This is a genomic window from Pueribacillus sp. YX66 (genome assembly GCF_041725775.1).
GTDB lineage: Bacteria > Bacillota > Bacilli > Bacillales > UBA6769 > Pueribacillus.
This window is the reverse complement of record NZ_JBEUEL010000005.1, coordinates 113,639-125,419: the sequence shown is the minus strand read 5'-3', so window position 1 is coordinate 125,419 and position 11,781 is coordinate 113,639. Positions and strand designations below refer to the sequence as shown.

The window sequence follows — 11,781 nt, the reverse complement described above, 5'->3', positions numbered from 1 at the left end:
ACCTTCTGACATTTTTTGTATAGTTGTTAAGGTTGCTTAAGCACCATTATATTGACAGTTCAAGTGAGAGCCCTATCGACTTACACAAAATTCTTGACGGTACCATAGAGTTTAGTATTTATATGATATTTATGTGTTTGATCTGATTAATTTTAATGACAATCTGCCTTCAATACTAAATAGAATATATAATCATTGACTAAAAAAACAGAATCATGTTTGGTCAATTATATTTTTCCAATGTCTTCAGTTCGCCTTGAAATTCCTTGCATTCCCGGTACCCAATTGGCTGGAACGCCTAACCCCGTTTGTTTACCGTACTGAATACCTTGTAGAAGGCGAAGAATCTCATAAGTGTTTCTTCCGACTTCTAGTGGATATACAAGTTTCGCAGAAATTATACCTTCAGGATTCACAATGACAGTAGCCCGAAATGCAGTTCCAGCATCGTTATCGAGAACCCGATAGGCACGACTAATGAAATGATTGCGATCGCTTAACAAAGGGTATTGCACGAGTCTCGCTGATGGAGATGTTTCTTTAAACACTTTATGTGAATAGATACTGTCTGTACTAATTGCCCATAATTCCGCACCTAAGTTTCTTATTTGTGGATAAATAGCAGCAACTGCTGCTAGCTCAGTCGGTCAAACAAATGTAAAGTCGCTTGCATAGAAAAATAAAATCGCCCACGAACCACGTAGCTCTTCAAGACTTACAGTTTGAATCTGATGATTCACATAGGCATCAGCAGTAAACAGTGGCGCGTAGTCACCTCTAGAAGCACAAAAAGGGAGAGGTTGATGGCTAAATTGTTCTACCGAAAGTGGTTGATCAAAATTTTCATTTTTCAACTGCTTTCACCTCAATTTTTAAATTTTGAAAGCGTATGATGCTTATTAAAACATTAGAGCTTAAATTTATGTATATGCTTATGTTACAAAAATCGTCAACATTGTTGTTTATCTTTTCATCTCATTGGAGTATATTTTTGCTAAATAGGTATACTGAAGAATGTTTTGTTCCCTCTAATCATAAAATGAGGTAACTCATACAGCGGAGGGAAAGAATATGCCACGACAAGAGCATCAATCTATTACAGAACAAGACTTAGAACGATACTTTAAACTGAGTGAACGTAAAAAAGAGATAGAAAAGAAAATGAAAGAGTTAAATCAATCGTTCCATCTTTACTTTGACGAAACAGCAGGAGAAAATCAAAAGGGCGAAATATATATCGGACAATATAAATTGCAAAGACAAATTAGAAAATCGAACTACTTTGATGATGCGAAAACGGTGAAGCGTCTAGAGGAGTTAAATTTACATGACTGTATTCAAGTGATTAAAAAACCGGATCAGAAAAAAATTGAATCAGCGATTACGTTAGGAATTATTGAAGAAGAGCAAATCAATGATTGTAAACATTTTAAAAATACGAAAGCCATTATTGTGAAGAAAGTGTAATGCGGCACAGTTAATTGTAAGCCACCATAAGCTAGGCTAACTTATCCTTCATCTTTGTCAGCCACTGAGATGAGAATTACTAATAGGGTTACCACTCATTTCGTCTACTTCACGGGCGTTTTTGTACGTTCCGTTACCATATGAGTCTACTACGCCCCATACTCGTTTTAGACCTCTGTTTGTTAATGGTAGATGAAACCATTCAAACTCCAAATATCTGAATAACTAGAATTGATATACTTGTACGTATGTCTACTTGTGGATATTTACAAGCTCCTATGTATCTCTACTTCCTCAATCACTCCGACTTGAATCGTTGACCAGGATGATTTGTTCAGGCACAACATTCATCTAGTGGCTAGAAGGGTCATGTCTAAATCCACGTAAAAGTGTTGTTCCATCTTTTAATAAATACGTGTCATTTATCCTTCTATGCTCCATACAAAGGAAATATTTCCTTAACTGACGCAAGAAATAGTCGTTTTCAGTGGATAATAGAAATATTGTTGAAGAATGGTATGAAACGATGTAAATATTATGAAGGAGTTTTCATAATGAAATTCGGTTGTCATCTATCGATTAAGGAAGGGTATATAGGTGCTGCTAAAAGAGCAGAAGCGATAAATGCTTCTGCGTTTCAATACTTTTCGAAAAACCCGAAAAGCTTATCATTAAAACAATTCGATCGAAATGATACAGAAACATGTAAATTGTTTTGCGAGAAAAATAATCTTTTATCAGTTGCTCATTCTCCTTATCCGACTAGCCTAACCCCATCTAATAATGAAAAGCGCAAACAAATCATTCATTCGTTATTAAATGATCTAGAGATTGCAGAAGCATGTGGTTCAATAGGGGTTGTCGTACATTTTGGAAAACGGTTGCAATCATTAAGTACCCTCCAAAGTTACAAACTAATAATAGACATGCTAAATGACGTGTTAAGTAAATGGGAAGGGAAGGGGAAACTTATATTAGAAAACAATGCGGGATTCCCCGGAGCATTCGGAACGACGTTAGAAGAGCTTACTCAAATTCGAAAATTATGTGATTATCCTGAAAAAGTCGGATTTTGCTTCGATACATGTCATGCGTTTTCCTGTGGGTTATGGGACGGTGAAAATTGGTCTCAACTATTTCTTAAAGGGGTTGAGTTAGACTATTTTGAACATTTAGAGGTTGTTCATTTTAACAATTCAAACTATGCTACTCGTTCAGGAAAAGATCGTCATGCACTCATTTTTGGTGCAGGTTATATAAAGGAAAATCAATTTGACCAAATTGTAAAGACTCCTCAGCTTAATGACATTCCATTTATTTTGGAAACGCCGAAAGAAGAAGTATCTCATGCAAAGGAAATAATGTTATTGCAGAAGAGGTGGGGAAAACATTTGAAAAACAATTAAAAGAGAAATCCAGTTTCTAAAGATTATTTCAATAAACGAATGGATACTTTAAATAGGTTTAAAATTAGGAAAATTAGGAGGCTGAAGCAGTAATGAAAACGCTAATCTTAGCATCATCGTCACCAAGACGACAGGAACTTCTAAACCAAGTGAAAATTCCTTTTACAGTTCGTAATCCAACCGTTGATGAATCTCAAATCATTACAAGTGATCCAGAAGAAAAAGTGAAACAATTGGCAATCCGTAAAGGCAGGAATGTTCCAATACAAGATAATAATGAAGTCATTTTAGCTGCAGATACAGTCGTTTCATACAACCAAACGATATTTGAAAAACCAAAAAATAGGGAAGAGGCTTTCAAAATGATTTCAGCGTTAGGCGGAGATGTTCATGATGTATTTACTGGGGTCATAATTCATTCATATAATGATGAGAGGATATTTGTGGAGCAGACGAAAGTAACTTTTTGGTCATTATCCAAATCGGAAATCGAGTGGTATGTAGCGACAGATAACCCGTATGATAAAGCAGGTGCTTATGGAATCCAGAGTCTTGGGGCTATGTTTGTAAAGGAGATTACCGGCGATTTCTATAATGTCGTTGGATTACCGATTTCTCGTGTCGTAAGAGAGCTTAAAGAATTTTCTGTATATCCGACGAGAAATTATTAAGTTTACATAATATATATTATAGGAACCAAAAATAAAGCTAGGGGAGCACAAAATAAGATTTGGCCCCTTAGTTTTTTAATGAAGTTGTTCTTGTGATGGATCATCAGCAATGTTGTTTTGTCGTGTCATTTCGTGTAACGGTAAATCTGTAAATCCCTCAAAATATTGCTTTTGTTCTTCAGGAGAAACATAACCTAATTCAATTCCTAGAGCTCTTGATAAAAATGGATCTAATGTACATAAATCGCTCATTGACACATCGGTCAAGCTTGTTTTACCAAGTGAGTAACAAACGAGTCCCATTTCTTGTGTTGCTGCATTTAAATAGTTGAACAAATTGTTTGCACTCTTATCAACATCTAACTGATCTGTCGCTTTTGCATTATAAACGGCCATCCCTGTTGGTGCTTCAAAAGGTAAAACTTTTGTCATTTGCTCTCCGATTAAGGCCATAACCGCGATTGTACCAATGTAAATTGCATTTGCTCCAAGTGCGAGTGCTTTTAAATAGTCTCCAGGTGTAACGAGGCCACCTGTTGCGATTAAGCTGACGTTATTTTTCGCCTCTTTTTTTACTAAAAATTTCGAGGCTCTAGAAACGGCATAAATTGTAGGTAAACCTAAATCATCTTCTAATATTGGAGGTGCAGCATGGGTTCCTCCTTCTGCGCCGTCAATAGTAATAAAATCGACTTCTGCTTGCAAGGCGATTTGAAGTTCTTTTTCAAGATGGTGTGTAGCTGCAATTTTTAAGCCAATTGGAACACCTGTTTCCTCCTTTAATCTTTTTACAAGCGCAATAAATTGTTCTTTTGTATCAACGCCCGGTAATCTCGAGTGAATGAGTGCATCTTCCCCTTCATTGAGTCCGTATACTTCCCGATATTCCTCACCAATGTTTTTTGCCGATGTTCTTTGCGGAGTTGAACCTTGTGCTCCTTGACCAAGTTGGATTTCAATTGCATCAAGCCTTTTATATTTTTCAGGTTCGTTAAGCCAGCCGCCACGATTGTATTGCCCGATTAATAGTGACGCTGCTTCTCTTTCTTCTTCCATTAGACCTGATTCACCTGTGTTCGTAGCTGTGCCGATTTTTGATGCTCCTTTTGCGAGTGCAATTTTTGTGTTTTTGCTTAAGGCACCACCGAATGACATCGCAGCGATCATAATTGGAGTTGAAATTGTTAAAGGTTTTTTTGCTTTTTTTCCGATTGTAACCGAACTTACGATTCCGACGTTTTCAGGCGTCGGAAAACGGTGCAAGTGAACCGGATTAAATAAAAGCTTGTCCCATGGTGAAAATCGCATATGGCTACCAAGTGGTCTGCCGGGTGGAATTCCTTGTTCGGCACGCATTACATTTTCCATTAAATTAATGACACCCACTTTTTTTGCAACAGGAATCATTTCGAATAAATTTTCGGTGTATTGATCCTTTGTAACACGTTCTAACGCTTTATCTACTACTTCATTCGCTATTTTCCTTGTTAGACGACTGACAAAATTAAACATGGCCGTTCACCTTCTTTATTAAGGTAAGTTGCTTTGTAAATCTTCAATTTTTTGAGATAGAGCTAAACAAATGTTTTTAATTTCTCCTAATTGCCGTGATGCGCTTTGTTCTTCTGACGCGATTTGTAGCAGTTTAGAATCATCACTTAGATTTGTCAATTCTTTATGATGTTCGGTTTCAACAGTTGAGAGTGTTCCTGCTATCGTTTGAATTCGATTGATTTCCGATGATAGATAGGAAAGTGTTTGCTGTAAATGTTCACTCATTCTTTATTCCACTCCTTCAATTAAGATTGGTCTTATTTTGCATAATAACTGAAAGATTATTCTATAAAAGAAAAAACAGCTATCCAGGTAGTTCCACTGCTAACGAATATATAAAATAAATATACCCACTATGAAAAGTGGGTACGTAATTTTACTCAAGTGACATTGTCCAAACGTCATTAATAGAGCCGAGTTGTTTAACATTGATTAAAAATGAGCCGTTATTCGTAAAGTCTCCGTGACGAATTGAAGCTGATGAAAGTATCGTAATCTTGTTCGCTTCTGTTTGTACATGTACGTCTTCTTTTTTTCCAATTAATTGAAAAGCAATAATCTCATGTGGGTTTGCTTTTAATTCTCTTAAAATTGGCACACCGCGTCTCGCTCGCTTTGACCGTTCAAACAGTTTGGGGGACATTTTTTTAAATGCACCCCGTTGGGTTATAACGAGTATGTCATTTTCTATTTCATCATTTACTATAACTGCACCTGCAATTTCGTCATTGACTTTTCTAAATTCAATTGCTTTCACACCTAATGTTCTTAAACCAACAGGGTTGACCTCATTTAAGAGGTATCGTAAGCAAAAGCCATTTTTTGTTGCAATAATAATTTCGTCGTTTTTATCTGTTGTTTTTGCAACGTAAACGATTTTATCGCCCTCTCTTAATTTAAGTGCCATTAGTGAGCGAGATGTTCGTTGAGCTTTATAAAGTTTCAATTCACTTTTTTTAATGAGACCGTTTTTTGTAATAAAAATTACATATTCATCTGAATCGAAATCTTTGACTGGAACGGCGTTTACGAGACTTTCTTTTTCCTCCATTGACACGAGATTAGCGATATGCACTCCCGGATCTTTCCAGCGAATATCGGGGAGCATATGGACTGGAATATAAAGATAATTGCCTTGATCTGTAAATAATAGTAATGTATCGGTCGTATTCATATCGAGTTTGACGAGCAATCTGTCCGTTTCTTTCATTCCGATATCATCTCGATTAGACGCACTATATGAGCGTAAACTCGTTCTTTTAACATAACCATCTCTCGTAACTGTAACAATGACATCTTCTTGTGGCACAGTGACTTCCAGGTTAATTTTAATTTCCTCAATTTCTTCTTCAATCTTCGTACGCCTGTCATCACTATATTTTTTCTTAACAAGAACTAATTCTTTTTTAATGACTTGAATTAACTTTTTTTCACTATTTAATATAGATTCAAGTTGTTTAATTTGTTTTTCTAAGTCGGTCAATTCTTTTTGTAACGTTGTAATGTCGGTGTTAGTTAAACGATAAAGTTGTAAAGTGACGATTGCTTCAGCCTGTTGATCGGTAAAGCCAAATTGTGTGCTTAATCTTTTTTTGGCATCTTGTTTGTCCTTAGATTGACGAATCGTTGTAATTACTTCATCAAGAACAGAAATCGCTTTGATAAGACCTTCAACGATATGCAATCTTTCTTTCGCTTTATGTAAGTCGTAATTTGAACGATTCGTAACGACCTCTTTTTGATGCTCAATATAAGCGTTTAACAACTTTTTTAAACCCATTAGTTGAGGAGTTTTATTATAAATTGCAACCATATTAAAGTTATATGTTATTTGCAAATCAGTATTTTTGTACAAATAATTTAAAATTCCATTTGCGTCCGCATCTTTTCGTAACTCAATAACAATTCGCAGTCCCGTGCGATCTGTTTCGTCACGTACTTCAGCGATCCCTTCAACTTTTCGATCAAGACGGAGTTCATCTATTTTTTTAACTAAGTTTGCCTTATTGACATCAGCTGGAATTTCAGTAATCGTTATTTGTTCACGCCCGCCACGCAGACGTTCGATAGTAGCAACGCCGCGAACTATAATTCTTCCTTTACCTGTTTCATACGCTTTTTTGATTCCATCAAGCCCTTGAATAATTCCACCAGTAGGAAAGTCAGGACCTTTTACAACTGTCATTAAATTTTCTAACGTGCAGTTGGGATTTTCCATTTGCATAATGACTGCATCAATGACTTCTCCTAAATGGTGCGGTGGAATTTCTGTTGCATATCCAGCGGAAATTCCAGTCGAACCATTAACGAGAAGATTTGGAAACATAGCCGGTAGGACGATAGGTTCTTCTTGGGTATCGTCGAAGTTTTGGGCAAACTCTACTGTTTGTCTTTCGATATCCCGCAACAATTGAGAAGAAATTGGTGATAGTCTCGCTTCGGTATAACGCATTGCAGCAGGTGGATCTCCGTCGATGCTACCATTGTTGCCATGCATTTCAATGAGTGGATATCGAACTTTCCAATCTTGACTCATTCTTACCATTGCTTCATATACAGATGAGTCTCCATGCGGATGATAATTTCCGATTACGTTTCCGACTGTTTTCGCTGCTTTTCGATACGGTTTATCTGCTGTATTGCCGTCGTGATGCATCGCAAACAAAATTCTTCGTTGAACAGGTTTTAGCCCATCCCTAGCATCGGGCAATGCTCGATCTTGGATTATATATTTACTATAACGACCGAAACGGTCCCCAATTACTTCTTCAAGCGGTAGGTCAAGAAATTTTTCTGCCTGAGTCACCTATTAATCACCCTTATTAAAATTCTAGTTCGAGTTGTTCCTTTTCATTGTTTGTCTGTTCTGTTTGTATGTTTTCATTATCGAGAATGTTCGTGTCTTCGTTCAGACCAAATTGAACGTTTGACTCAATCCATTTTCGTCTCGGTTCAACTTTATTTCCCATTAATACTGTCACTCTTCTTTCCGCTCTTGCTGCGTCTTCGATCTTCACTCTAATGAGTGTTCGCGTTTCAGGGTTCATTGTCGTTTCAAAAAGTTGATCTGCATTCATTTCTCCTAAACCTTTATATCGTTGAATATTGTAACCTTTTCCGACAGCTTTTATCGCTTTTTGTAAGTCATCATCGCTCCAGGCATATTCTATTTTTTCGTTTTGTCCACTGCCTTTGCTTACTTTGTAAAGCGGGGGTAATGCGATAAATATTTTACCAGCTTCGACTAATGGCTTCATATATCGATAGAAAAAGGTGAGGAGTAACACTTGAATATGAGCACCGTCTGTATCCGCATCTGTCATAATAATGATTTTATCGTAATTGATATCTTCGATTGTAAAGTCTGGACCGACTCCAGCTCCGATCGCATGGATAATCGTATTGATTTCTTCATTTTTAAAAATATCTTCTAACCTAGCTTTCTCAGTGTTGATTACTTTACCTCGGAGTGGAAGCACAGCTTGGTACCGTCTGTCTCTTCCTTGCTTTGCCGAGCCCCCTGCCGAGTCTCCTTCAACGAGGTACAACTCATTACGTTCGGGATTTCTCGATGTGGCAGGAGTTAATTTTCCACTTAAAATCGAGTCTCTTCTTCGATTTCTTTTCCCTGAACGTGCTTCTTCCCTCGCTTTTCTAGCTGCTTCTCTTGCTTGTGAAGCTCGAATTGCTTTTTTTATAAGCATTTCTGCAGTTTGTGGATTTTCATCTAAAAAGTATGTAAGTTGCTCAGAGATGACGGCATCAACCGCTGAACGGGCTTCAGTTGTACCTAGTTTTCCTTTTGTCTGGCCTTCAAACTGAAGCTTATCTTCTGAAATTTTTACAGAGGTGATCGCTGTAAATCCTTCACGTAGATCGCTGCCGTCTAAGTTACTGTCTTTTTCTTTTAGAAGTTGTACTTTTCTAGCATAGTCGTTCATGACACGTGTCATTGCTGTTTTTGCACCAGATTCATGTGTACCGCCGTCTTTTGTTCTCACGTTATTAACAAATGATAAAATGTTTTCTGTAAAGCCATCGTTATATTGAAATGCGAATTCGACTTGAATATCAGATTGAATACCTTCAAACATGACAACAGGATGAAGAGTTTCTTTATCTTCATTTAAATAATCGATAAACGCTTCAATTCCTGTTTCATAGTGGTATGTTTCTTTATTGTCGTATCGTTCATCAATAAGCTCAATTTTAAGATTTTTCAATAAAAAAGCAGCTTCTCGTAAACGTTCGCTTAATGTGTCATAATTAAAGGTTGTAACTGAAAAAATTGAAGCGTCAGGTTTAAATTGAATCGTTGTTCCCGTTTTTTTTGTTTTTCCAATTGTTTCTAGGGTTGTTACTGGTTTTCCACCGCTTTCAAACCGTTGCCAGTATGTTTGACCATCACGATGAATTGTTACTTCTAACCATTCACTTAAGGCATTTACTACGGCTGCTCCAACACCATGAAGTCCCCCACTAGTTTTATAACCACCTTGTCCAAATTTTCCACCCGCATGGAGCACAGTTAAAATGACTTCGGGAGTCGGTTTGCCCGATTGATGCATACCAACAGGCATTCCTCTCCCTTCATCACTTATACTCGCGCTATTGTCCTCATGAATCGTTACTGTAATTTTATTTCCGAATCCTGCTAACGCTTCGTCAACGGAATTATCAACAATTTCGTAGACAAGATGATGCAATCCTCGACTATCAGTGCTCCCTATGTACATTCCAGGACGTTTTCGAATTGCATCTAGACCTTCTAACACTTGGATCGTGTCATCATTATATTCAATATAATTTTTTGTCATAAAAGCAGTTGAACTCCTTTCAAAAAACTAACCGTAAATTTAGTTTACCATAAGGGAACGCACGTTTCTATTGAAATAAGCAAAAAGTTCCATATTAGAATAGCATAAATGACTATTAAAAACATGAATTTTTTGTAGAAAGAGAAAACTCGGCAATGCCGAGTTTTGTTTATGCTTTATTTTTATATTTTGCATGTTCTACTTTAATGCATCGATTCATAACGACGGTCACACCATGTTTTTCGGCATATTCTTTAGCTTCTTCATGTTCTACTCCGAGTTGTGCCCATAATACGTCAGCACCGATCTCAACCGTTTCTTTCGCAATTTCAGGTAAAAATTTACTTTGTCGAAACACATTTACAACTTCAACGTGGTCGTCAATTTCTTTCAAAGAACTGAAAGCAGGAATTCCTTTCCATTCATCGATCATTGGGTTTACAGGAAAAATTTCATAACCAGCATTTTGCATCGCTTCCGTTACAGTGTAAGAAGTACGTTCGGGATTGTCAGATAATCCGACGACAGCAATTCTTTTCTTTTCATTAATAATTTTTTTAATGGTTGTTTCTAAGTCTTCAGCTGACATAATTTTCACCCCTAAAATCTAGCTTTGTTATATGCAGTATAAACGATACATCTAATGTTTTCCAAATGATTTGGTTCGTTCCCCGAAAAATTGATAGTAATCTGTTTTTATTCTACCGTTGTAAAGTTTGCGTTTTTTTGTAGCTCGCTTGCCATAAAATGTTTCAAATTTTTCATTTGAAGTCAGTACGTAGACAGACCAAGTAGGGAACTGTTGAAATGTTTCCCCCATATCTCGGTAAAGCTGTTCCACTTGAATTTTCTCTCCTATCCTTTCTCCATAGGGTGGATTACAGACAATGTAGCCGCCAACTTCTTTTCGGTGAAAATCTTTTACTTGCATTTGTTTAAATGTAATAAGTTCAGACAAGCCAGCTTCTTCGGCGTTATTTACGGAAAGTTCAACCATTTTATGATCAATATCAGTTCCCATTATCTGTAAGTTACGATCATATTTAGCTAAGTCTTCAGCTTCTTCTGCTGCTTCTCTCCAATCTTTAGAACTTAGAAGATGCCATTTTTGTGAAACGAACGATCGATTAAAACCCGGAGCAATATTTTGACCGATCATCGCTGCTTCGATTGGAATCGTGCCAGAACCACAAAATGGATCGACAAAAGGTTGATCATATTGCCAATTTGTTAGCATAATCATCGCAGCAGCTAACGTTTCTTTCAATGGTGCTACATTATGTAAATAACGATATCCTCGTTTATGAAGTCCATCCCCGCTCGTATCAATCGTTAACGTTGCGATATCTTTATGTAATGCAATCTCAATTCGGTATGTTGCTCCCGTTTCTTCAAACCATGAAACATTATATTTCTCTTTAAGGCTTTCAACAATCGCTTTTTTTACGATTGCCTGACAATCAGGAACACTGTATAATTTCGATTTTATTGATTTTCCGATAACAGGAAATTTAGCATCACGAGGTAATAAATCGCTCCAAGGTAATGCTTTTGTTTGTTCAAATAACTCATCATATGTTGTCGCTTTAAATTCTCCGACTAAAAGTTTTACACGGTCTGCTGTTCTTAGCCAAAGATTTGAACGTGCAATTCCTTTTGAGCTAGATTCGTACATAACTTTTCCGTTATCAACTTTAACGTTTTCAAAACCTAAGTTTTTTACTTCTTTCGCCACGAGCGCTTCAATTCCCATTGCCGCCGTTGCAATTAGCGTAAAATGATTCATTGTATTGGCTCCATTGTATATTCTTAAACATTATTATCAGTTAAACGATTTTGTTTTATCCGATTATGTAAATGAAAAAA

At 36.7% G+C, this 11,781-nt stretch carries 10 protein-coding genes; 3 read left to right on the top strand and 7 right to left on the bottom strand.

Annotated features, from left to right (window positions below; genetic code table 11):
* Positions 1 to 227: 227 nt before the first annotated feature.
* Positions 228 to 854 (bottom strand): peroxiredoxin, encoded by a 627-nt coding sequence (locus tag ABU914_RS04000; protein WP_379668464.1) that lies wholly within the window; start codon positions 852 to 854, stop codon positions 228 to 230.
* A 217-nt stretch (positions 855 to 1,071) separates the two neighbouring features.
* Here ABU914_RS04000 and ABU914_RS03995 point away from each other — a divergent pair, with 217 nt between their 5' ends.
* From ABU914_RS03995 to ABU914_RS03985, 3 genes are all read left to right on the top strand, one after another.
* Entirely contained in the window at positions 1,072 to 1,467 is a 396-nt protein-coding gene (locus ABU914_RS03995) for a hypothetical protein (RefSeq protein WP_379668463.1), read from the top strand.
* A 554-nt stretch (positions 1,468 to 2,021) separates the two neighbouring features.
* Positions 2,022 to 2,873 carry a deoxyribonuclease IV gene (locus ABU914_RS03990; RefSeq protein WP_379668462.1) on the top strand — a complete coding sequence of 284 codons (852 nt, stop codon included), beginning with the start codon at positions 2,022 to 2,024 and terminating at the stop codon, positions 2,871 to 2,873.
* Positions 2,874 to 2,965: 92 nt separating this feature from the next.
* The gene (locus ABU914_RS03985; protein ID WP_379668461.1) at positions 2,966 to 3,544 is read left to right on the top strand and encodes a Maf family protein; all 579 of its coding nucleotides are present in this window, start codon (positions 2,966 to 2,968) and stop codon (positions 3,542 to 3,544) included.
* A gap of 75 nt (positions 3,545 to 3,619) precedes the next feature.
* On the opposite strand, the gene ABU914_RS03980 is transcribed toward ABU914_RS03985, so the two are convergent.
* From ABU914_RS03980 to ABU914_RS03955, 6 genes are all read right to left on the bottom strand, one after another.
* Positions 3,620 to 5,056 carry an FMN-binding glutamate synthase family protein gene (locus ABU914_RS03980; protein WP_379668460.1) on the bottom strand — a complete coding sequence of 479 codons (1,437 nt, stop codon included), beginning with the start codon at positions 5,054 to 5,056 and terminating at the stop codon, positions 3,620 to 3,622.
* A gap of 18 nt (positions 5,057 to 5,074) precedes the next feature.
* A complete protein-coding gene (locus ABU914_RS03975; protein WP_379668459.1) occupies positions 5,075 to 5,323 on the bottom strand; it encodes a hypothetical protein in 249 nt (82 codons plus the stop codon).
* A 151-nt stretch (positions 5,324 to 5,474) separates the two neighbouring features.
* On the bottom strand, positions 5,475 to 7,904 hold the full coding sequence (gene parC / locus ABU914_RS03970; RefSeq protein WP_379668458.1) for a DNA topoisomerase IV subunit A: 2,430 nt from the start codon (positions 7,902 to 7,904) through the stop codon (positions 5,475 to 5,477).
* A gap of 16 nt (positions 7,905 to 7,920) precedes the next feature.
* Entirely contained in the window at positions 7,921 to 9,915 is a 1,995-nt protein-coding gene (gene parE, locus ABU914_RS03965; RefSeq protein WP_379668457.1) for a DNA topoisomerase IV subunit B, read from the bottom strand.
* Between the two features lie 169 nt (positions 9,916 to 10,084).
* Positions 10,085 to 10,504 carry a CoA-binding protein gene (locus ABU914_RS03960; protein WP_379668456.1) on the bottom strand — a complete coding sequence of 140 codons (420 nt, stop codon included), beginning with the start codon at positions 10,502 to 10,504 and terminating at the stop codon, positions 10,085 to 10,087.
* 51 nt (positions 10,505 to 10,555) lie between these two features.
* The gene (locus ABU914_RS03955) at positions 10,556 to 11,701 is read right to left on the bottom strand and encodes a THUMP domain-containing class I SAM-dependent RNA methyltransferase (protein ID WP_379668455.1); all 1,146 of its coding nucleotides are present in this window, start codon (positions 11,699 to 11,701) and stop codon (positions 10,556 to 10,558) included.
* Between the last annotated feature and the right edge of the window lie 80 nt (positions 11,702 to 11,781).

Excerpts from the sequence above, each read along its gene's own strand:
- ABU914_RS03995 (WP_379668463.1), top strand. The coding sequence starts at position 1,072 with ATGCCACGACAAGAGCATCAATCTATTACAGAACAAGACTTAGAACGA.
- ABU914_RS03990 (WP_379668462.1), top strand. The coding sequence starts at position 2,022 with ATGAAATTCGGTTGTCATCTATCGATTAAGGAAGGGTATATAGGTGCT.
- ABU914_RS03955 (WP_379668455.1), bottom strand. The coding sequence starts at position 11,701 with ATGAATCATTTTACGCTAATTGCAACGGCGGCAATGGGAATTGAAGCG.
- ABU914_RS03980 (WP_379668460.1), bottom strand. The coding sequence starts at position 5,056 with ATGTTTAATTTTGTCAGTCGTCTAACAAGGAAAATAGCGAATGAAGTA.
- parE (WP_379668457.1), bottom strand. The coding sequence starts at position 9,915 with ATGACAAAAAATTATATTGAATATAATGATGACACGATCCAAGTGTTA.
- ABU914_RS03975 (WP_379668459.1), bottom strand. The coding sequence starts at position 5,323 with ATGAGTGAACATTTACAGCAAACACTTTCCTATCTATCATCGGAAATC.
- ABU914_RS03960 (WP_379668456.1), bottom strand. The coding sequence starts at position 10,504 with ATGTCAGCTGAAGACTTAGAAACAACCATTAAAAAAATTATTAATGAA.
- ABU914_RS03985 (WP_379668461.1), top strand. The coding sequence starts at position 2,966 with ATGAAAACGCTAATCTTAGCATCATCGTCACCAAGACGACAGGAACTT.